20 protein-coding genes are annotated in these 21446 nt (G+C 68.1%); 3 read left to right on the top strand and 17 right to left on the bottom strand.

Annotation, left to right across the window (positions count from 1 at the left end; genetic code table 11):
* Window positions 1–3: 3 nt before the first annotated feature.
* The 7 genes from ACQI5H_RS03400 to ACQI5H_RS03430 all read right to left on the bottom strand — a co-directional run bounded on the left by ACQI5H_RS03400 (window position 4) and on the right by ACQI5H_RS03430 (window position 10245).
* Window positions 4–2457: a [protein-PII] uridylyltransferase gene (locus ACQI5H_RS03400; RefSeq protein WP_427078016.1), complete on the bottom strand. Its 2454-nt coding sequence runs from the start codon at window positions 2455–2457 to the stop codon at window positions 4–6.
* Between the two features lie 45 nt (window positions 2458–2502).
* Entirely contained in the window at window positions 2503–2841 is a 339-nt protein-coding gene (gene glnB, locus ACQI5H_RS03405) for a nitrogen regulatory protein P-II (protein ID WP_076063176.1), read from the bottom strand.
* A complete protein-coding gene (locus ACQI5H_RS03410) occupies window positions 2838–4223 on the bottom strand; it encodes an ammonium transporter (protein WP_427078309.1) in 1386 nt (461 codons plus the stop codon). Before ACQI5H_RS03410 ends, glnB begins: the two co-directional genes overlap by 4 nt.
* 187 nt (window positions 4224–4410) lie before the next feature.
* Window positions 4411–5712, bottom strand: coding sequence for a signal recognition particle-docking protein FtsY (gene ftsY, locus ACQI5H_RS03415; RefSeq protein WP_427078017.1), 1302 nt, complete (start codon window positions 5710–5712; stop codon window positions 4411–4413).
* Between the two features lie 111 nt (window positions 5713–5823).
* Window positions 5824–9423 (bottom strand): chromosome segregation protein SMC, encoded by a 3600-nt coding sequence (smc, locus tag ACQI5H_RS03420; protein ID WP_427078018.1) that lies wholly within the window; start codon window positions 9421–9423, stop codon window positions 5824–5826.
* A 128-nt stretch (window positions 9424–9551) separates the two neighbouring features.
* Window positions 9552–9845: an acylphosphatase gene (locus tag ACQI5H_RS03425; protein ID WP_427078019.1), complete on the bottom strand. Its 294-nt coding sequence runs from the start codon at window positions 9843–9845 to the stop codon at window positions 9552–9554.
* Window positions 9820–10245 (bottom strand): OsmC family protein, encoded by a 426-nt coding sequence (locus ACQI5H_RS03430; RefSeq protein WP_427078020.1) that lies wholly within the window; start codon window positions 10243–10245, stop codon window positions 9820–9822. The genes ACQI5H_RS03425 and ACQI5H_RS03430 overlap by 26 nt, the downstream gene beginning before the upstream one ends.
* A gap of 34 nt (window positions 10246–10279) precedes the next feature.
* Here ACQI5H_RS03430 and ACQI5H_RS03435 point away from each other — a divergent pair, with 34 nt between their 5' ends.
* Window positions 10280–11065, top strand: coding sequence for a PIG-L deacetylase family protein (locus ACQI5H_RS03435; protein WP_427078021.1), 786 nt, complete (start codon window positions 10280–10282; stop codon window positions 11063–11065).
* Window positions 11066–11078: 13 nt separating this feature from the next.
* Here the strand turns inward: ACQI5H_RS03435 and mutM are convergent, their stop codons facing one another.
* The 5 genes from mutM to ACQI5H_RS03460 all read right to left on the bottom strand — a co-directional run bounded on the left by mutM (window position 11079) and on the right by ACQI5H_RS03460 (window position 15634).
* Window positions 11079–11927: a DNA-formamidopyrimidine glycosylase gene (mutM, locus tag ACQI5H_RS03440; RefSeq protein WP_427078022.1), complete on the bottom strand. Its 849-nt coding sequence runs from the start codon at window positions 11925–11927 to the stop codon at window positions 11079–11081.
* Between the two features lie 165 nt (window positions 11928–12092).
* Window positions 12093–12806, bottom strand: coding sequence for a ribonuclease III (gene rnc, locus ACQI5H_RS03445; RefSeq protein WP_076063189.1), 714 nt, complete (start codon window positions 12804–12806; stop codon window positions 12093–12095).
* Window positions 12803–13396 (bottom strand): YceD family protein, encoded by a 594-nt coding sequence (locus tag ACQI5H_RS03450; protein ID WP_427078023.1) that lies wholly within the window; start codon window positions 13394–13396, stop codon window positions 12803–12805. Before ACQI5H_RS03450 ends, rnc begins: the two co-directional genes overlap by 4 nt.
* A gap of 70 nt (window positions 13397–13466) precedes the next feature.
* The gene (gene sepIVA / locus ACQI5H_RS03455; RefSeq protein ID WP_076063359.1) at window positions 13467–14204 is read right to left on the bottom strand and encodes a cell division protein SepIVA; all 738 of its coding nucleotides are present in this window, start codon (window positions 14202–14204) and stop codon (window positions 13467–13469) included.
* Window positions 14205–14470: 266 nt separating this feature from the next.
* Window positions 14471–15634, bottom strand: a complete 1164-nt coding sequence (locus ACQI5H_RS03460; protein WP_427078024.1) for an AAA family ATPase — start codon at window positions 15632–15634, stop codon at window positions 14471–14473.
* 101 nt (window positions 15635–15735) lie between these two features.
* On the opposite strand from ACQI5H_RS03460, the gene ACQI5H_RS03465 reads away from it, so the two are divergent.
* Window positions 15736–16917, top strand: coding sequence for a permease (locus ACQI5H_RS03465; RefSeq protein WP_427078025.1), 1182 nt, complete (start codon window positions 15736–15738; stop codon window positions 16915–16917).
* A gap of 11 nt (window positions 16918–16928) precedes the next feature.
* Here the strand turns inward: ACQI5H_RS03465 and coaD are convergent, their stop codons facing one another.
* The 5 genes from coaD to ACQI5H_RS03490 form a co-directional block, all read right to left on the bottom strand.
* The gene (coaD, locus tag ACQI5H_RS03470) at window positions 16929–17414 is read right to left on the bottom strand and encodes a pantetheine-phosphate adenylyltransferase (RefSeq protein ID WP_427078026.1); all 486 of its coding nucleotides are present in this window, start codon (window positions 17412–17414) and stop codon (window positions 16929–16931) included.
* A gap of 24 nt (window positions 17415–17438) precedes the next feature.
* Window positions 17439–17993, bottom strand: coding sequence for a 16S rRNA (guanine(966)-N(2))-methyltransferase RsmD (rsmD, locus tag ACQI5H_RS03475; protein WP_427078027.1), 555 nt, complete (start codon window positions 17991–17993; stop codon window positions 17439–17441).
* 10 nt (window positions 17994–18003) lie between these two features.
* Window positions 18004–18639 carry a vitamin K epoxide reductase family protein gene (locus tag ACQI5H_RS03480; RefSeq protein WP_427078028.1) on the bottom strand — a complete coding sequence of 212 codons (636 nt, stop codon included), beginning with the start codon at window positions 18637–18639 and terminating at the stop codon, window positions 18004–18006.
* Between the two features lie 11 nt (window positions 18640–18650).
* A complete protein-coding gene (locus ACQI5H_RS03485; protein ID WP_427078029.1) occupies window positions 18651–19415 on the bottom strand; it encodes a DsbA family protein in 765 nt (254 codons plus the stop codon).
* Window positions 19416–19489: 74 nt separating this feature from the next.
* The gene (locus ACQI5H_RS03490; protein ID WP_427078030.1) at window positions 19490–20608 is read right to left on the bottom strand and encodes an alpha/beta hydrolase; all 1119 of its coding nucleotides are present in this window, start codon (window positions 20606–20608) and stop codon (window positions 19490–19492) included.
* Here ACQI5H_RS03490 and ACQI5H_RS03495 point away from each other — a divergent pair.
* The gene (locus ACQI5H_RS03495; RefSeq protein ID WP_427078031.1) at window positions 20607–21440 is read left to right on the top strand and encodes an aldo/keto reductase; all 834 of its coding nucleotides are present in this window, start codon (window positions 20607–20609) and stop codon (window positions 21438–21440) included. The genes ACQI5H_RS03490 and ACQI5H_RS03495 overlap by 2 nt on opposite strands.
* Window positions 21441–21446 lie beyond the last annotated feature (6 nt).

The raw sequence follows: 21446 nt of genomic DNA on the forward strand, positions 1-21446 counted from the left end.
GGCCTAGATGACCGCCACCTCGTCCGCGGCACCTAAGACGGCCAGCAGGTGTTTTTGCACCTCGGCTCGCGCGGTGTCGTCACCGCCCGGCTCGGGCCCGGGCGGCAGCACCACCGAGAACACGTCGGCGGCCGTCGACCCGAACGTGTTGACCTTCGCCCAAACGATATCCGCCCCAGCCCTTTCCAGCGCCCGGGTCAGTAAGGCGAGCAGGCCGGGCCGATCCATCGCGCGCACCTCGACGGCCAGCTGGCCGTCGGATGCGGTGTCGAGCCACAGGATGTGGGGTGGGGCGGTGGAACGCGTCAGGGGCGCTCCCGCCTGTACCTCGCCCGCCCGCGCCGACGCCGTGGCCTCGGCGTGCCGTTTCTCCACCATCGCCAGGACATCGATGTCGCCGGCGAGGGCGCCCACGAACTGCTGGCGCAGCAATTCGGCCGCGGGCGGGGAGCCGAAGTGCGGCGACACCACGAATTCGGTGACCGCGACGCCCTCGTGGCTGTTCACCGTCGCCGAATGGACTCCCAGCGAGTTCAGCGCCAGCACGGCGGCCGCCTTCGACACCAGTCCGCGCTGGTCCGCGGCGACCATGACGACGTGATAGGCGCGCGAGCCGTCGGCGGGCGTGATCTCCACGTGCACCCCGCGGTCGGCCGCCAGCGAAAGATAATGCGGCGCAGTCGGTTCGACCTGCGGCAGGGCCTCACCGGCCATCACCAACCGGCAGCGGCTCACCAGATCGTCGACCAGCAGGGCCTTCCATTCGCTCCACACCCCGGGCCCGGTGGCCTTGGAGTCGGCTTCCGTCAGCGCGTGCAGCACCTCGAGCAGTTGCGGATCCCCGCCGAGCGCCTCGGATACGCCCTCGATGGTGGCGGGGTCGTTCAGGTCGCTGCGGGTGGCCACGATCGGCAGCAGCAGGTGGTGGCGCGCCAATTTCGAGAGCAATTCGATGTCGGGGGATGCGATCCCGAGCCGGGCGCCGATCTCCCGTGTCATCTCGGCGCCGAGCACACTGTGATCGACGCCCCGGCCCTTTCCGATGTCGTGCAGCAGCGCGCCGAGCGCGAGCAAGTCGGGACGCGCCACGCGGGTGGACAGTGGCGCCGCGTGGACGGCGGTCTCGACCACGTGGCGATCGACCGTCCACTTGTGCGCGACATCGCGGGGCGGAAGGTCGCGAATCGCAGCCCATTCCGGCAACAATCGCTCCCATATCCCGGTGCGGTCGAGCGCTTCGATCGTCGCCACAGTCGTGGGCCCGGCGGAAAGCACGACCAGCAGGTCGTCCAGCGCTTCGCGCGGCCAGGGCGTCGGCAGCTCGGGCGCGCCGGTCGCGAGGCGGTTCAATGTGGCGGCGCCGATGGGCAATCCGGTGTCGGCCGATGCGGCCGCCACGCGGAGCACCAGGCCGGGGTCGGTTTCGGGTTGGGCATCGCGGGCGAGCACGATTTCGCCGGAGTACTCGACGACGCCTTCGTCGAGTGGTCGGCGTTTCGGGCGCCGCACCAAAGCCGAAACCCCGCGGCGCGGCAGCGCGTTTTCCGCGGTGCGCATCCCGGTTTCGGCGTGATAGCCGATGGTGCGACCGGCGCTGGAAAGCTTGCGGGACAGGTCGAAGCGGTCGCCGATGTGCAAGGCGGCGCTGATCTCGTCCGCGAACTGGGCCAGCAGCTGATCGCGTCCGCGGCCCGACACCCGGTGCAGCTCGGTGCGCACATCGAGCAGCGTCAGGTAGGCGTCGTCCAGTGAACCCCCCGGTGTCTCCGGGCGACCCATACCGTGGCGGTCGATGAGCTGGGCGACCCCCAGCGCGTCGAGCAGTTGCACGTCGCGCAGGCCGCCGCGGCCCGATTTCAGGTCCGGCTCGGCCCGTTGCGATATCCGGCCACATCGCTGCCAGCGCGCCTGTGTTATTTCGACCAGCTCGTCCATCCGGGAACGAATTGCGCTGCGCCACTGCTTTCTTGCGCCGGAGATCAATTCGTCGGACAGCTGCGGATCGCCTGCGATGTGGCGGGCGTCCAACATGCCCAGGGCCGCGATCATGTCGGCATTGGCGACGCCGAGTGCCCCGGAGACCGTTCGCACGCTGTGGTCCAGCCGGACGTTGGCGTCCCACAACGGATACCACAGCTTGTCGGCGACCCGCTGCAACACGTCGGCAGACTTGTTGTCGTGCAACAGCATTAGGTCCAGATCGGAATACGGCAGCAGCTCGTGTCGGCCGATGCCGCCGATCCCGACGATCGCGAAGCCACTGGTGTCGGTGATCCCGATCTCGGCCGCCTTGGCGGTCAGCCAGGACTCGTGCAGATCCAGCCAGGCGTGCCGCAGCTCGGCAGCATGCAGACCAACGCCATCGGAGAGCAGCTTGCGCCGCGCCTCAGCCAAATCGCCTGCCTCGCAGGCGCTTTCTGCTCCGTTCCCGGACGGATCGGGTGGGTCTGGATTCATACCCTCCCGGCCCGTCCGGGTCGGATCAGCAATGTGCGGCTGCTGTCACAGCGCATCGGTTCCGCGTTCACCCGTGCGGACCCGCACTATGGTTTCCACGGGACTCACCCAGACCTTGCCGTCACCGATCTTGCCGGTGCGCGCCGAGCGAACGATGCTGTCCACCACCTTGTCGACGATCGAGTCGTCGACAACGACCTCGATCCGCACCTTCGGCACGAAGTCAACCGAGTATTCCGCGCCCCGGTAGACCTCCGTGTGGCCCTTCTGCCGTCCGTAGCCCTGAACTTCGCTGACCGTCATCCCCAGGACGCCCGCCTCCTCGAGGGTGGTCTTGACGTCATCAAGGGTGAACGGCTTTACGATCGCGGTGATCAGCTTCATGCGTGCTCTGCCTCCACTTTCTCGTCCACCCGGTCCTCAGAACCGTTACGGTCGTCCAGCGCAGTTCGTGTCGTTAGCCCAGACCCCTGGCCGCCGATCACTCCAAAATCGTAGCCGCTCTCCGCGTGCTCGGCCTCGTCGATACCCGAGGATTCCGCCTCGGGGTTGAGGCGCAACCCGATCGTGTACTTCAGGATCAGGGCCAGGATGAGCGTAACGATGCCGGAGTAGAACATGACTGAGAATGCCCCGATCGCCTGCCGCTCCAGCTGCGCCCAGCCGCCGCCGTAGAACAGCCCCTTCGATACCCCGACCACGCCGTTGATCGCCGGGCTCTCCGGCGCGGCGAGGAGGCCGACCAGCAGCGTGCCAGCCAGACCGCCGACCAGGTGCACCCCGACCACGTCGAGCGAGTCGTCGAAGCCCAACCGGAACTTCAGCCCGACCGCCAGCGCGCAGACCACGCCGGCCACCGCGCCGACCACGATCGCGCCCAGGATGTTGACCGACGAGCACGACGGTGTGATGGCAACCAGCCCGGCGACGATGCCCGACGCCGCGCCCAGTGTCGTGGGCTTCCCGTCGCGGATGCGCTCGGTCAGCAGCCAGCCGAGCATGGCGGTGGCAGTGGCAACCGTGGTGGTGATGAACGTCGATCCGGCGGCGCCGTTCGAGCTGGTCGCCGACCCGGCGTTGAACCCGAACCAGCCGAACCACAGCAACCCGGCGCCGAGCATCACGAACGGCAGGTTGTGCGGCCGGAACAGCGTCGTCGGCCAGCCCTTGCGCTTGCCCAGGACGATCGCCAGCATCAGGCCGGCCACACCGGAGTTGATATGGACCGCGGTACCACCGGCGAAGTCGATCGCGTGCAACTTGTTGATGATCCAGCCGCCGTGCTCGGAGGCGAAGCCGTCGGCCGCGAACACCCAGTGCGCGATCGGGAAGTAGACCAGCGTCGCCCACAGCCCGGCGAACACCAACCATGCGGTGAACTTCAGCCGGTCCGCCACCGCACCCGAGATCAGCGCGACGGTGATGATCGCGAACATCAGCTGGAAGGCCACGAAGACCGTGGCCGGCATGGTGCCGGCCAGCGGGATGTCGACCTGTGCGACGCCCTTGGTCGCGTCGGCCTTCACGGCATTGCCGCCAATCAGCTTCGCCAGACCCCAGTAGTCGGACGGGTTGCCTACGACGCCACCCTTGTCGTTACCGAACGACATCGAGTAGCCGTACAGCACCCACAACACTGTCACCACGCCCATGGAGCTGATGCTCATCATGATCATGTTGAGCACGCTTCTGGTGCGGACCATGCCGCCGTAGAAGAAGGCAAGACCAGGCGTCATCAACAGCACCAGTGCGGAACTCGCCAACATCCAGGCGGTATCCCCGGTATCTGGTTGGCCCAATTGCGGGAAACTCACTCGCTTTCACCTCCGGTCGACATGAGTAGGCCGACAGGCAGGTGCCTGTGGCCTGCGAGAACCATGCGCAATTGTTGTTTCGGCAATGGGGCCGCCATGTTTCGGCGGTATTAACGTCCCGCGTGGCGTGTAAGCGGTCTCAGCCGAGCAGCGCGTCCACGAATGCGGCGGGCTCGAACGGCGCCAGGTCGTCGGGTCCTTCGCCGAGTCCGACCAGCTTCACCGGCACGCCGAGCTCTTGCTGAACACGGAAAACGATGCCGCCCTTGGCCGTTCCGTCAAGCTTGGTCAGTACCGCGCCGGTGATTTCCACGACCTCGGCGAAAACCCGCGCCTGCGCCAATCCGTTCTGCCCGATGGTGGCGTCGAGGACCAGCAGCACCTCGTCGACGGCCGCGCGCCGGGTGACGACCCGCTTGACCTTGTCGAGTTCGTCCATCAGCCCGACCTTGGTGTGCAGTCGGCCGGCGGTGTCGATGACGACGACGTCGGCGCCCGCGGCGATCCCCTTGTCGACGGCGTCGAAGGCCACCGACGCCGGGTCGGCGCCTTCGGGACCGCGCACCACGTCGGCGCCGACGCGCGCCGCCCAGGTCTGCAGCTGATCGGCGGCCGCGGCCCGGAACGTGTCGGCGGCGCCCAGGACGACGCGGCGCCCGTCGGCCACCAGTACCCGGGCCAGCTTGCCGACGGTGGTGGTCTTTCCGGTGCCGTTGACGCCGACGATCAGCAGCACCGACGGGTGGTCGGCGTGCGGGAGGGCGCGGATCGACCGGTCCATCGCGGGTTGCAGCTCGGTGATCAGGACGTCGCGCAGCACGGCCTTCGCGTCGGCCTCGGTGCGCGCGTTGCCGCTGGCCAGCCGGCTCCGCAGCTGCGAGACCACCGAATCGGCGACCACGGGGCCCAGATCGGCGACCAACAGCGTGTCCTCGACGTCCTGCCAGGAGTCCTCGTCCAGGTCGCCGCCGCCGATCAAACCCAGCACGCTACGGCCCAGGGCGTTCTGCGATCGGGCCAGCCGGCCGCGCAGTCGTTCCAGCCGGCCCTCGGGCGGCGCGATGGCCTCGATCTCGGCGGCGGCCGGCGACTCCGCGGCCTCCGGTGCGGCCGTGACGGGTTCAGGCGTCTTGGGTTCGGCCACCACCTCCGGGAGGTGGACGTCGGAGATCGTGCGCCGCGGCGCGTCGCGGGGAACGGTGGCGTCGTCACCGACCGCGGGCAACCCGCCGGTGTCAAGCGTCGGTGTGGACTGGCTGAAGGTAATGCCCGACGACGCGGCGTAGCCGCCCGAGCGGTCGATCGCACCCGGTTCGGCCGTCGTCGTCAGACTGATCCGGCGGCGGCGGTAACGCCGCAGACCCAGCACCAGCGCGACGATGATGACCAGGGCGGCGATGGCGCCCAAGACCGCGATGGCGATCCAAAGACCTTGCGACACGCTGACATTCTTCCAAGCGGCCGCGCGCCGGTAGGACCGGCCCCAATTGGAACGGCCCTAGTTGGATGGCGCCGGCCCGCTTCGCCCGGCACGCCGCGCTTGCGACCGGCGCTAGTTGGAGCTGGAGACCAGCTGCTCCACCTGCTGGCCGCGCATGCGCTGCGAGATCACCGCGGTGATGCCGTCGCCCTGCATGGTCACGCCGTACAGCGCGTCGGCGACCTCCATCGTCGGCTTCTGGTGCGTGATGATGATGATCTGCGACTGGGCGCGCAGCTGTTCGAACAGGCAGATCAATCGGCGCAGGTTCACGTCGTCGAGCGCGGCCTCGACCTCGTCCATGATGTAGAACGGCGACGGGCGGGCCCGGAAGATCGCGACGAGCATCGCCACCGCGGTCAATGCCTTTTCGCCGCCGGACAGCAACGACAGCCGGGTGATCTTCTTGCCGGGCGGACGCGCCTCCACCTCGATGCCGGTGGTGAGCATGTCGTCGGGGTCGGTCAGCCGCAGCCGGCCCTCGCCGCCGGGGAACAGCGCGGTAAACACGTCGGAGAATTCGCGTTCGACGTCGGTGAAGGCGTCGGTGAACACCTGGAGGATTCGGGCATCGACGTCGGCGACGACGTCCAGCAGATCCTTGCGGGCCGCCTTGACGTCCTCGAGCTGGGTGGACAGGAAGTTGTAGCGCTCCTCCAGCGCGGCGAACTCCTCCAGGGCGAGCGGGTTGACCCGGCCCAGCTCGGCCAGCTCGCGCTCCGCGCGTTTGGCCCGGCGCTCCTGGGTCGCCCGGTCATACGGCATCGGTGCGGGCATGGTCACCTGTTCGCCACGCTCGCGGGCCTGCTCGAATTCGGCCATCTCGAGATCCGTCGGGGGCAGCGCGACCTCCGGGCCGTACTCGGCGATCAGGTCGGCCGGCGCCATGCCGAACTGCTCCAGCACCATCTGCTCGAGCTGCTCGATGCGCAGCGCCGCCTGGGCGTCGGCCACCTCGTCGCGGTGCAGCGAATCGGTCAGGGTGGCCACCCGGGCCCCGAGCTGATGCACCTCGTCGCGGACCGCCGCCATGGCAACGGATCGCTCCTGACGTTCGGTGACCAGGGCGTCGCGGATCTGCGACGCCGCGTCGACCACGCGGTCCAGCCTCTCGGCCAGCAGCCGTCCGGCGTCGGCCACCGCCGCGGCCACCGCGGCCGCGCGCAATCGCGCCGCGTGCGCTTGCTGGGCCCGGATCCGCGCCTCGCGTTCGGCGGCGGCCGCGCGGCGCAACGAATCCGCCCGCCCGCGCACCGCGTTGGCCCGTTCCTCGGCGGTACGGACCGCGAGACGCGCCTCCACCTCGGCGCCGCGCGCGCTTTCGGCGGCGGCGGCGATCTGCTGGCGGTTGACGGGGTCGGCCACCTGCACGTGCTGCGTTTCTTGGGCGTTGCGCAGCCGGGTTTCGAGCTCGGTGACCTCTTCGACGGTCTGCGCCCGCCCCGACTCCAACTCCTCGCGCTGGTGCAGCAGCCGGTTCCACTCCTGATCGGCGGTGCGGGCGTCCTGGCCCAGCCGGCCGAGCTGCTCGTACATCGCGGAGATCGCGGTGTCGGATTCGTTGAGTGCGGCCAACGCCTGCTCGGCGGAATCTTGACGGGCGCTCTGCTCGGTCAGCGCGCCGGACAGCGCGGCGCTCAGCTGAGCCACCCGCGCCTCCGCCGCCGCGAGCTCGCTGCCGGCCTTGTCGATTTCCGAGGTGAGCTCCAGCGTGGACAGCTTGCGGTCGGAACCGCCGCTCACCCAGCCGGCGCCCACCAGGTCGCCGTCGAGAGTGACCGCGCGCAATTGCGGGCGCGCGGCCACCAGATCCAGCGCCTGGCCCAGGTCGCCGACCACGGCGACACCGGCGAGCATCGCGACCATCGCGCCGCGCAGCCGCTGCGGCGCCTCGACCAGATCGAGCGCCCACAGGGCGCCGCCGGGTAGCTCACCGGCCGGTGCGGGATTGTCGGCGGGCCAGTCGCCCAGCACCAGGGCCGCGCGGCCGCCGTCGGCCGCCTTGAGCGCGGAGACCGCCGAACGGGCGGCGCCGAAGCTTTCGACGGCCAGCGCGTCCGCCGCGGACCCGAGCACCGCGGCCAACGCCGTCTCGTAGCCGGACCGAACCTTGACCAACTTGGCAACGGAGCCGAAAAGTCCTGCGACACTGAAGTTTTGCGTAAGCCACGCCGCGCCGTCCTTGCGCTCGAGGCCCACCGAGAGCGCATCGATGCGGGCCCGCAACGACGCCACCTGACGTTCGGCCTCCCGCTCCGCGGACTGCAGCTCGGCGACGCGTCCGTCCGCCAACCGCAGCGCGGCCACCGTGCGTTCGTGGTGCTCGTCCAGGCCGACCTCGCCCTGATCCAGTTCGCCGACGCGGCCCTGCACGGTTTCGAACTCCGCCTTGGTCTGCTGCGCGCGGATGGCGGCGTGTTCGATGCGTTCGGTCAGGCGCGCGACGCTGTCGTCGATCGATTCGACGCGCGCTCGCATCGTCTCCACCTGACCGGCCAGCCGCGCCAGGCCCTCGCGCCGGTCCGCCTCGGCCCGGACCGCCGCCAGATGGGCCCGGTCGGCCTCGGCGGCGGCGCGCTCGCGCTCGGCCAATTCCGCGCGGGCGGCATCCAGCCGGGTGCCCGCCGCGGCCAGCTCCGCCAACAGCCGCTGCTCGGCGGCCGCGACCTGCTCCGCCTCGGCTTCCAGCGCGTCGGGGTCGGTGTCTCCGGTCGTCACCGGCTCGACGTCGAGATGCTGGGCGCGCTCGTTGGCGATCCGCACGGTGGCGCCCACGCGTTCGGCCAAGGCGGACAGCCCGAACCAGGTGTGCTGAACCGACTCGGCGCGGCCGGACAGGTCGGCGAGCGCGGTCTCGTGCGCGGTCAGCTCCTCGGATGCCACCGCGAGGCGGGCGGCCGCCTCGTCGTGTTCGCGGCGCATGGCCGCCTCGGCCTCCAGGATCGCGTCGCGCTCCACCTGCCGGCTGACCAGGTCGTCGGCGGCCAGCCGCAGTTTGGCGTCACGCAGATCGGCCTGGATGGTTTGGGCGCGACGGGCCACCTCGGCCTGCCGGCCCAGCGGTTTGAGCTGGCGGCGCAGTTCGGTGGTGAGGTCGGTGAGCCGGGCCAGGTTCGCCGACATCGCTTCGAGTTTGCGGAGGGCTTTTTCCTTGCGCTTGCGATGCTTGAGCACGCCGGCGGCTTCCTCGATGAACGCCCGGCGATCCTCGGGTCGCGACTGCAGGATCTCGTCGAGCTTGCCCTGCCCGACGATCACGTGCATCTCTCGCCCGATGCCCGAGTCGCTCAGCAGCTCCTGCACGTCCATCAAACGGCAACTGGCGCCGTTGATTTCGTATTCACTGGCGCCATCGCGGAACATCCGCCGAGTGATCGACACCTCGGAGTACTCGATCGGCAGCGCGTTGTCGGAGTTGTCTATGGTGACGGTGACTTCGGCGCGGCCCAGCGGTGCGCGCGACGAGGTGCCGGCGAAGATGACGTCTTCCATCTTTCCGCCACGCAGCGTCTTTGCGCCCTGCTCCCCCATCACCCACGCCAGGGCATCGACCACGTTGGATTTGCCGGAGCCGTTGGGGCCCACGACGGCGGTGATGCCCGGCTCGAAGCGCAGAGTCGTCGGCGACGCGAAGGACTTGAAGCCCTTCAGCGTCAGACTCTTGAGGTACACGGCTCGCCAGACTACCGGTCAAATTGCCCCGGCCCCGCTCACCGAGGGGTGTCGGCTCGCACGAAATTTGCCTGGTGTTCACTCCTCGACGCACTGGCCACATGGGCCACATCAGTCACTGGGTTCCGTCAGCGCTCGACGAAACCGTCGAACTGTTCCGTTGGGGCCGACCAATCGGCGACGACCTTGTCGACGCGCCCGGGCGTGCCGCGCCCGTCCAGCAGCTGCAGCAGTTTCTCGCCCGCCTCGCGCGGGCCCTGGGCGACCACTCGGACGCGGCCGTCGGGCTGGTTGGCCGCGTATCCGGTGAGGCCCAGCTCCAGCGCGCGGCAGCGGGTCCACCAGCGGAAACCGACGCCCTGGACCGTTCCGTGCACCCAGGCGGTGAGTCGGACGTCAGGACCCGACGTTGGATTGGACACTGGCGACCTCGAAGTTGACTTCTGTGCCGGATTTCAGCGTGCGCCCGACCGTGCAGACCAGGTCGATGGCTCGGTTGACCACCACCAGCAGGCGTTCCTTCTCCTCGTCGGACAATCCCGACAGGTCGAGCTCGAGGGTCTCCTCGAGCCGCGGATAGCGCTCCTGTTCACGGTCGGCCGGCCCGGACACCTTGACCACCGCTTTGTAGTCGTCTCCGAGCCGGCGGGCCAGCGGCTCGTCGCTGGCCATTCCGCTGCACGCGGCGAGTGCGATCTTGAGTAGCTCGCCGGGGGTGAATACGCCCTCGACGTCCTCGGAGCCGACGAGTACCTGCGCACCCCGTGAGCTGTGTCCGGTGTAACGGCGCGATCCGGTGCGTTCGACCCACAGTTCCGTCATAGGTCATTTCTACCGGGCGGGCATACTGCGTTGCATGGCCACTGTCATCGCGTTCCACGCCCATCCGGACGACGAGGTAGTCCTCACCGGTGGCACACTCGCGCGGGCGGCGGCAGCCGGACACCGCGTGGTTCTGGTCACGGCGACCGACGGGCGGGTGCACAACGAGGACGATGGCGTCCGGCTGAACGAACTGCGTTGCAGCGCAGGCATTCTTGGCGCTCACCGGGTCGAGTGCCTCGGCTACGCCGACAGCGGCTACGGTCCCGATTTCTACCCGGATCCGCCCGGCCGGGTCAGGTTCGGGCGAGCCGATGTCGATGAGGCGGCGCAGCGGCTGGCCGATATACTTCGCGAGGAGGACGCCGACCTGTTGCTCAGCTACGAGCGCAACGGCGGCTACGGCCATCGTGATCACGTGCAGGTGCATCACGTCGGCAAGCGGGCAGCCGAGCTCGCGGCGACCCCGCGCGTGCTCGAGACGACGATGCCGCGCGAATTACTGCGCCGGACCAGCGATCTGGCTCATCTGCTGCGGCTACCAGCACCATACGAGCGGGACATCGTCCGCACTGCATACGCTCCGCGGGCGAGCATCACCCATCGCATCAACGTCTTTCGTTTCGCGCGGCAGAAGCGGGACGCGCTTGCCGCACACCGCTCGCAGATCGGCGGCTCCGGCCGGGCCGCGCGCCTGTTCGGGGCGCTGCTTCGAGTGCCACCCCAACTCTTCGGTCTGATATTCCCGTGTGAGTGGTTCGTGGACCCGGCCCTATCGCCAGGTTCGCCGGGAGCCTTGCGCCGCGACATCTTCGATTGATCGGCATGCACACTCAACGCCGCGGCCGCGGCTGGCATTTCGGGCAGTAGAACGACGACCGGTTCATGAACCTCTCCCGGCGCATGACGGTGCCGCAGCGCCGGCAGCTTTCGCCTTCACGGCCATAGGCGTCCAGGGAGCGGTCGAAGTACCCCGACTCGCCGTTGACGTTGACATACAGCGAATCGAAGGATGTCCCGCCCTGCGTCAGGGCTTCGCGCATCACGTCCGCGGCCGAATCCAGCACCGCGCCAAGCTGTTTGCGGGTCAGTGTCGCGGCGATTCGCGAACCGTGCACCTCGGCCCGCCACAGCGCTTCGTCGGCGTAGATATTGCCGATCCCCGACACCACCTGCTGATCCAGCAGCTGGCGCTTGATCTCGGAGTGCTTGTGCCGCAACACTTTTACGACGGCTTCGGCATCGAACCGGGAATCGAGCGGGTCGCGCGCCAGGTGCGCGACGGGCTGGGGCACCACGCTGCCGTCCACTTCCACGAGGTCGGCGAGCATCCACCCGCCGAAGGTCCGCTGGTCCGCGAAGCTCAGCACGGTCCCGTCGTCGAGCAGCGCGGATATCCGCACATGATCGGCGCGCGGGACGGTTCCCAGCAGCATCTGCCCGCTCATGCCGAGGTGAACGACCAGTGCCTCACCGGTTTCCAGCGTCAGCCAGAGGTATTTACCCCGACGATCCGTTCCGGTGATCCCCACGTCGAGCAGGCGGGCGGTGAGGTCGGCGGGACCGGCCTCGTGGCGGCGCACCGCGCGGGGATGATGAACCCGAACGGCGGTGATCGTCTTGCCCACCACATGGGTCTGCAAGCCGCGGCGCACCACCTCGACTTCGGGTAACTCAGGCATCTAGTGATGATCGCAAGCGCGGCGAAGCCGGGCGCTGCGGGTCATCACCATCGAGTTGGGCATGATCGCAAGCGCGGCGAAGCCGGGCGCTGCGGGTCATCACCATCGAGTTGGGCATGATCGCAAGCGCGGCGAAGCCGGGCGCTGCGGGTCATCACCATCGATCTATGCGGACGATTTCCCCGCGGTGTCCAGCACTTCCAATGCTTTCCACGTCGCGGCGGCTGCCTTCTGCTCGGCTTCCTTCTTGGAGCGGCCCACGCCGGACCCGTATTCGGTTTCCATCACGACGACCACCGCGGTGAATTCCTTGTCGTGGTCCGGCCCCGTGGATGTGACGACGTAGGACGGCGCGCCCATGCCGCGCGCCGCGGTCAGCTCCTGCAGGCTGGTCTTCCAGTCCAGCCCGGCGCCCAGCGTGGGTGCGGCGTCCAGCAGCGGGCCGAACAGCCGCAGGATCACCGCGCGCACCGTGTCGATGCCGTGCTGCAGGTAAATCGCACCCAGCAGCGATTCCATGCCGTCGGCAAGGATGCTCGACTTGTCGGCTCCGCCGGTGTTGGCCTCGCCGCGGCCCAGCAGCAGATGAACGCCGAGCCCGCCTTCGGCCAGGTTGCGCGCAACGTCGGCCAGCGCCTGGGTGTTGACCACGCTGGCGCGCAGTTTGGCCAGGTCGCCCTCCGAACGGTCGGGATGACGGTGATAGAGCTCGTCGGTGACGGTCAGGCCCAGGACGGCGTCGCCGAGAAACTCCAGACGCTCGTTGGTCGGCAGCCCGCCGTGCTCGTAGGCGTAGCTGCGGTGCGTCAACGCCAACGAGAGCAGCTCGTCGGGCAGCTCGACTCCGAGCGCGTCGAGCAGGACCTGCCGCGAGCTCACTGCTCACCCCGCGAATCCGGCTGGGACGCTTCGGGTTCCAATAATTGAGTCAGCTTGGCCCATCGCGGGTCGATGCGGTCATGGTGATGGCCCGGCTCCGCGGCCAGCAAAACACCGCATTCGGGGCACAATCCCGGGCAATCCGGCCTGCACAACGGGGCGAACGGAAGCTCCAGTCCGACGGCGTCGACGATGGGTTGCTCGAGGTCGATGGTGTCCTCGACGATGTGGCCCACCTCGTCTTCCTCGGTGGTCGCCTCGGTCGTGCTGTCCGGATACGCGAAGAGTTCCGTCAGCGCGACCTGCACGCGGCCGGTGACCTCGGTCAGGCAGCGGACACACTCGCCGACGGTCGGCCCGGCCACCGTCCCGGTGACCAGGACGCCTTCCGACACCGACTCGACCCGCAGATCCAGTTCCACCGGCGCGCCTGGTTCGATCGCGATCATGTCCCGCCCGATGCGTGACGGGCTGGGCACGGTGTCGCGCAGGGTGACCATCGCGCCCGGGCGTCGCCCGAGCCGGGTGATATCGATCGCCATCGGCGAGGTCGGGTGTCGCCGCGCCGTGGTGCTGTGCTGCCGCGCCATAGGGGAAATCCTACGGCGCGCGGCGCGCGGCGCGAGGGCGCAACGAAGCGGTCAACGGCCGCCGCGGGGGCTAGCGCGTCGCGTAGTCGTGCGTGCCGGCCGCCGTGCGTAGCTGGTGGCGGCCGCGGCCCACGGAGCGCAGCGTGCCGTTGAGGAACTCCTCGAACTCGGCGAGCTTGTTGTCGACGTAGATGTCGCACTCGCCGCGCAAACGATCGGCCTCGGCGTGCGCCGTGTCGATGAGCCGCGTGGATTCCGCGTTGGCCGCCTGCACCACCTCGTTCTGCGACACCAGGCGCTGCTGTTCCTTGATGCCCTCTTGCACGGCCTTCTCGTAGGAGATGTTGCCGTTTTCGATCAGCCGGTCGGCTTCGGCCTGGGCGCGTCCGACGCTGGCTTCGTATTCGCGTTTGGCCGCCGTGGCGATGCGAATCGACTCCTCGCGGGCCTCCCCGAGCATCCGCTCGCTGTGCTGCCGCGCCTCGCTCACCATGCGGTCCGCCTGGGCTTTTGCGTCCGAAAGGATGCGGTCGGCCTCGGCGCGGGCGTGGTTGAGCATCGACTCCGACTCGGTGGTCGCCGAGGACACCATGGATTCGGCGTGCGTCTTGGCGTCGTGCAGCATCGAATCGCGCGCGTCCAGCACGTCCTGGGCATCGTCCAGCTCGCCGGGGATTGCGTCTTTGATGTCGTCGATCAGCTCGAGGACGTCACCGCGGGGCACCACACAGCCGGCCGTCATCGGCACGCCGCGGGCTTCTTCGACGATGGCGCCCAATTCGTCCAGCGCTTCAAACACTCGATACACGGCCATGCCCTCCTGGCGTCTTGCAAAAGCTCCTGTTGTTACCAGTGTGCCTGGTGTTACGTCTGTGACGGCGGTGGCGAGGCCGGTGTGTCGGGCATTTGCTCGGGGAACAAACGGGAAAACCCCAGTACACCGGCGTTGACCAGATCGTTACCGTCCATATTTGCGGCAGTGCCGGAGTTGGCAAAGTCCGGTTATTTTGCCGTCAGTATATGAGCCTTTGCCAACCCCAACCGTTTTGCTGTCGCGCTGCGGCGGTCGGCGACCTAGCGTTTGCCCCAGTCCCATCGCGGGGTTGTCAGCAGGCTCTGGCCGGTGATGCGGGTCTCGCCGAAGTCCTTGTACAGCTCGATGCCGACCGCCGCATCCTCCAGGAATCCCAGCAGCGAACGCGAATGGGTGACGACGACCACCTGGGTCTGCGACGCCGCGGCGCGGATCAGCGACGCCAGCGGGCCCACCAGGCTCGGGTGCAGTGAGGTTTCGGGCTCGTTGAGCACCATCAGCGACGGCGCCTGCGGGCTCAGCAGGGCGGCGGCCCACAGGAGGAACCGCAGCGTGCCGTCGGACAATTCGGCCGCCCGCAGCGGGCGCAGCATGCCGCGCTGGCCCAGCTGGAGGTCGAACAGCCCGTCGTTGACGACGACCGAGACCGACGCACCGTCGAAGGTGTCGGCGACGACGCGGCTCAAATCGTCGATTTCGGCCTCGATGATCGTCTGAATGGCGGCGGCCAGATCGTGGCCGTCATCGGAGAGCACCGGGGTGCGGGTGCCCACCTGCGGGCGCCGCGCGGGCGCCCCGGCGTCAACCCGGAAGCCGTCGTAGAAGCGCCAGCCGCGCAGCCGCTCACGCACGGCGGCGAGTTCGGGAAGCGCTTGCGGGTTGGCATATTCCGCCAGCACGCTGCGATACGACGGCAATGTTCGGCACAGCTCGTCGAACCCACTGCCCGATTGCGCGCTGACTTCGGCGAAAGTGCGTGTCCTGCGCACCAGGGTGGTCGCCGCCCGCAGTACCGGGCCGACGAACAACGCCTCTCGCTTGATCTCCGGATCGCGTGCGAACGCCGACCGGGCCCGGCCGGTCGACTGCGGCAGTCCGAGATCCACCAGATAACCGAAATCGTCTGCGGCGAAACCGAGTTCGAGAGACACCGGCCGGTTGTTGCGCGCGGTTCCTTGCGCCTTTCCCGTCCGGCGCGCGGCGCCGAGTTGCTCGGGCCCGGCCCATAGGACGGATTCCAGACCGCCCTCGCGGGCCAGCGACCCGATCACCTCGCCGCGACCACAATCGGCCAGCAATCGCAGCGCGCGATACAGCGACGACTTTCCGACGCCGTTTTCGCCCGTGATGATCGACAGCCGGCCCAGTGGCAGGATTACTTCCCGCAGCGAGCGGTACCCGCGGATCGCGACCGTTTGCAACACGTGCCCGACTCTAACTTCGCCGGCCGACACCACGCGGGATATACCCCTGTAGGGTATTATCGCCGCAGAATCGCCGCGGGACGAACCGGAGCGGAGGACCAGTGACGGACAAGGTGCTACCGGCAATCGGGCATGCGTTGGCGCTGGCGGGGTCGATGACGTGGGAGATCACCTGGGCGCTGATCCTGGGCTTCGCGTTGTCGGCGGTGGTCCAGGCCGTGGTGCGCCGCTCGACGATCGTGAGCCTGATGGGCGATGACCGGCCCCGGACGCTGGCGGTGGCCGCGGGGCTGGGAGCCGCGTCGTCGTCGTGCTCCTACGCCGCGGTGGCCCTGGCCCGATCGCTGTTCCGCAAAGGCGCCAACTTCACCGCCGCCATGGCGTTCGAAATCGGTTCCACCAATCTCGTGGTCGAGTTGGGCATCATCCTCGCCCTGCTGGTGGGCTGGCAGTTCACCGCCGCGGAATTCGTCGGCGGCCCGCTGATGATCGTCGTATTGGCCGTGCTGTTCCGGCTTTTCGTGCGCTCTCGCCTGATCGACGCGGCCCGCGAGCAGGCCGAGCGGGGAATCGCCGGATCGATGGAAGGCCACGCCGCCATGGACATGTCCATCCAAGGCGACGGCTCGTTCTGGCGGCGGCTGTTCTCCACGGCGGGCTTCACCTCGGTTTCGCATGTGTTCGTCATGGAGTGGCTTGCGATCCTGCGCGATCTCGTGCTGGGCCTGTTGATCGCAGGTGCCATCGCGGCGTGGGTTCCCGAAAGCTTTTGGCAGAGCTTCTTTTTGGCCAGCCATCCGGGCTGGGCGGCGCTATGGGGACCGATCGTTGGGCCCATCGTGGCGATCGTGTCCTTCGTCTGTTCAATCGGCAATGTGCCGCTGGCCGCGGTGCTTTGGAACGGCGGCATCAGCTTCGGCGGTGTCATCGCGTTCATCTTCGCCGACCTGATCATCCTGCCGATCTTGAATATCTACCGGAAGTATTACGGCGTCAAAATGGCGCTGGCGCTGCTCGGCACCTTCTACGTCGCGATGGTCGCCGCCGGGTACCTCGTCGAATTGATCTTTGGCACAGCCGATCTCATCCCACATTCCCGCAACGCCACGGTCATGGAAGCGTCGATCTCGTGGAACTACACCACTTGGCTCAACATCGCCTTCCTCGGCTTCGCGGCCATCCTGGTCGCGCGGTTCATCACCTCGGGGGGACTTCCAATGCTGCGCATGATGGGCGGCTCGCCCGAGGCGCAGCCAGATGAGAGTGGCCACAGCCACCACTAGTGGTCGCTGGCTCAGCCGGTGGCACCGGAAATGCGGTCGCGCAACCGGCGATTCACCGGTTCGGGCAGCAGCTCCGACACGTCACCGCCCAGCGTCGCGACCTCTTTGGCCAGCGACGAGGACACGAACGAATACCGCGGGGCGGTGGCCACGAAGAACGTGTCGACGCCGGCGATGTGTTTGTTCATCTGCGCCATCTGCAGCTCGTACTCGAAGTCGGTGCCGGTGCGCAGGCCCTTCACGATGGCTGTCATCCCCCGCGACCTGACGAAGTCGACGACGAGACCCTGTCCGACCTCCACCCGCAGGTTCGGCAGGTGGGTGGTGGATTCTTCGATCATCGCGATCCGCTCGTCGATGTCGAACATGCCCTTCTTGGCGGGGTTGGTCAGGATCGCCACGACGACTTCGTCGAACTGGGCGGAGGCGCGTTCGAAAACGTCGATGTGGCCCAACGTCACCGGGTCAAACGATCCCGGGCATACCGCGCCGCTCATGGTCGATGACGCTACACGCCTGCGTCAGCACCATTCGGCCAACTCCAACCGGGTGTCGCCGTAAACGCGCGGGGTCCACGGCGACCAGCCCGCCGGCCAGTTCAGCGGTGGGCCGGCGGCGGCACGCTCGACCACCGCGACGGTTCCCTCGCGCACCCAGCCGTGCGCGGTCAGCGCGACCAGGACAGCCTCGATTTCGGCGGCCTCGATGTCGTAGGGCGGGTCCGCCAGCACCAGGTCCACCGGAGACGGACTCCCGGCCGCCAACACCGAGGCCACCGGCCCGCGGCGCAGCGTCGCCCCGGGCAGGCCCAGCGCCTCGATGTTGCGGGCGATGACGGCGGCGCTGCCGTGGTCGGACTCCACGAAGAGCGCGGACGCCGCACCGCGGGACAGGGCCTCGAGCCCCAGTGCCCCCGAACCGGCGTAGAGGTCCAGGACCGTCAGCCCGCTCAGATCGCGCCGGGCGGTGACGATGTTGAACAGCGACTCCCGGACCCGATCGGTGGTCGGCCGGGTTCCCTTCGGCGGGACCGCAATACGCCGCCCACCGACGATGCCGCCGATGATCCGTGTCACTCGCCGAGGCTCACAAAAGCGTCGACCAATAGTCCCAAAACCGCACCAAGATCAGCAGAAACACGGCGGTGAACCACAGCGCGGCGATCGACCAGCGCCAGTCGAACAGCACCCGCACCAATGCGCGGTTCGTGCTCGCCAGCACCGGGCGCAGCACGACGGAGAGTTCCACCACCAGCAGCGAGATGGTGACCACCCAGACCACCATGCAGTAAGGACACAACGCCCCGATTCGGTACAAGCTCTGGAAGATCAGCCAGTGCACGAACGCCGCACCGACTAGGGTGCCCATCGCCAGCCCAACCCAATACCATTGGGGCAGAGGAATTTTCGCCACAGCGAGCACACCAGTGACCACCACCACGGTAAAGCCCACGATGCCGAGCAGCGGATTGGGGAAGCCCAGCAGGGATGCCTGCGGTGTGACCATCACCGAGCCGCACGAGACGATCGGGTTGAAGTTGCACGACGGCACGTATGACGGGTTGAGCAGGATTTTGACCTTCTCCACCGTCAGCGTCAGCGACGCGAACAAGCCGATCGCCCCGGCGATCAGCACCCACCATGCGCTCAGCGCGGGTACCGGCGCTACGGGCGACGATTCCGGCGTCAGGTCGTCCGGAGGCGCGGCGGCTTCTGCTGACACCGCGACCGTCGCTACGCGGCGGGAGCGACGGCGTTGTCGAGCCCCGGCACGTCGCCCACGATGGACTTGATCTTGGCGACCAGCGCATCAGGCGTCGACGGTTCGTAGTTCTCGCCGTTGATCTTGATCGTCGGGGTTGCGGTGATGTTTGCGGCCGCCGCTTCCCCGGTGACCTTGGAGAGGTACTTACCGCTGTTGATGCAGTCCGGGACCTTGCCCACCACGCCGGCTTCGCGGGCGAGTTCGATCAGTTTCGCGTTGTCGGGAAAGCTGCTGCCGCGTTCGTCGGGTTGGACTCGGGTGGTGTACAGCGCGGTATGGAAACGGCGAAACGCGTCCATGGACTCGTCGGCGACGCACAACGCCGCCGCGCCGGCCCGCGACGAATAGTTCTGGTTCCTCGAGTTGTCGAGGATGGCGACCATGGAGTAGTCGGCCGCGATCGCGCCGGTGTCGATGAGCTTGGACACCGTCGGCCCGTAGGTGCGCTCGAAGTTGCCGCACGCGGGGCACAGGAAGTCCTCGTAGAAGGTGACCACGGCCTTGGGGTTGGACGTCCCGGGCTGGGTCACCAGCTTGCTCGACGTCACCCGCACCGTGTCTCCCTCGCCGCTGGCCGCGGCCTTCTTGTCGTGGTGGGTCATCACGATGTAGGAGACGATCGCGACCAGCAGGATCACGACGAAGGCGGTGCCGCCGATCTGGAAGAGTCGGCCGGATTTGCCGGTGCCTGACTTCAAGTCGAATCGAGGGGGACGGTTGGGTTTGTCGGCCACTGGTTCGCTGATCCTTCGGTGCGGGCTTGTGCGTGGGTCGGGCGGCGCGCCTCTACATTACCGGCGAGTGTCGATCAGGCCCGGCTCAGATGAGCACGCAGGGCCGAGATCAGTTCGCTGGTCGCGGCGGCACTGCCGCCGCCAAGCGGGAACAGGCTGGCGAAGCCGTGGGTCAGCGAACCCATGGGCCGCAGGTCCACCGCAGTGCCGGCGGCCCGCAGCGCCGTCGCGTAGCTCTCGCCCTCGTCGCGCAGCGGGTCGAAACCCGCGACCGCGATGAGCGCCGGCGCCAGCCCCGACAGAGACTCGGCCAGTAGCGGCGAAAGCCGCGGATCGGTCCGGTCGAGCGTGGAACGTCGCAGGTATTGCGAGTCGAACCAGTCCATGTCGCGTTTGGTCAGCAGGAAGCCGCGGGCGAACAGGCTCATCGACCTGGTCTGCGCGGTGAAATCGGTCCGTGGGTAGAGCAGCCACTGCAGCACCGGCGCGGGACCACCCGCGTCGCGCGCCAGCTGGCAGACGACGGCGGCGAGGTTGCCTCCGGCGCTGTCGCCGCCCACCGCGACGCGCCCGGGAATCGCACCGAGTTGGCCGGCGTGCTCGTGGGCCCAGGTGAAGGCCGCGTAGGCGTCCTCCACTGCGGCCGGGGCCGCGTGCTCGGGGGCCAGCCTGTAGTCGATCGACAGCACATGGATGCCGGCATCGCGGCTGGTCAACCGGCACAGCGCGTCATGGGTGTCCAGGTCACCGATCGTCCAGCCACCGCCGTGATAGAAGACCAGCAACGGCGCCGCCGCACCGTTGGGCGGGCGGTAGTGCCGCGCCGCGATCTCACCGCCCGGCCCGGGCAGCGTGATGTCGTCCACCTCGACATGAATCTGCGGACCGGAAAAGCTCAGCAGGCCCTCGCGCATCTGGGCGCGGGAGGCCGCCGCGTCGTCGTCGACGACCAGGCCGTCGATGCCGACAACCCGCTGGCCCGTCAGCATCAGCTGCAGCGTGGGATCCAAAGTGTTGCCGTCGATCATGATCGCGCGGCTTCGAACCAGCATCCGCTGGGCTGCCGTCGGGATCCACGGAATGACCTTGAGACCGGCGGCGGTGGCCAGGCCCTGCAGGCGGCTGGTCCACCCGATTGGTGCCTGTCTCGCTCCGAGGTCCAGGTCCCACGCGCCTGGCAGACTCTGTGTCATGGCAGCTCCCTTGGTGACGCTGAATGACGGAAATTCGATCCCCGCCGTCGGGCTCGGAGTCTTCCAGATCCCGCCGGCAGACACCGAGCAGGCGGTGGCTGCCGCCCTGCGCGCCGGTTACCGACATATCGACACCGCCGCGGCCTACCGCAACGAGCGGGAGACCGGGCGCGCGGTTGCCGCCTCCGACGTGCCGCGCGACCAACTGTACGTGGTAACCAAATTGGCGAACCCGGACCAGGGCTACGACAGCACGCTGCGGGCATTCGACGCCAGCATGGACCGGCTCGGCCTGGATTATCTCGACCTCTATCTCATCCATTGGCCGCAGCCGGCGCTGAACAAGTTCGTCGACACCTTCAAGGCATTCGCCCACCTGCGCGACCAGGGCCGCATCCGGTCCATCGGAGTCAGCAATTTCGAGCCCGAGCACCTCTCGGTTCTCATCGATGCCATTGGCATCGTTCCGGCGGTCAATCAGATCGAACTGCACCCACGATTCACCCAAAAAGAATTGCGCGAGGTGCACGCCCAACGCGGCATCGCGACCGAGGCGTGGGCGCCCCTGGGCCAGGGATCGCTGCTGACGCATCCGATGATCACCGCCGTCGCGGCGGAGTGTGGGCGGACAGCTGCCCAGGTGTTGATTCGCTGGCATATCCAGCTGGGTAATATCGTGATCCCCAAGTCGGTCAACCCCGCACGGATTGCGAGCAACCTCGACGTGTTCGATTTCGAACTGAGCGAAAACGAAATGGCGACGATCTCCTCGCTCGACGACGGAACCCGGCTTGGTCCGAATCCACGAACTTTCAATTTCGCAGGTAGGTGAATGACG

It is taken from the genome of Mycobacterium heidelbergense, from assembly GCF_050205645.1.
GTDB lineage: Bacteria > Actinomycetota > Actinomycetes > Mycobacteriales > Mycobacteriaceae > Mycobacterium > Mycobacterium heidelbergense_A.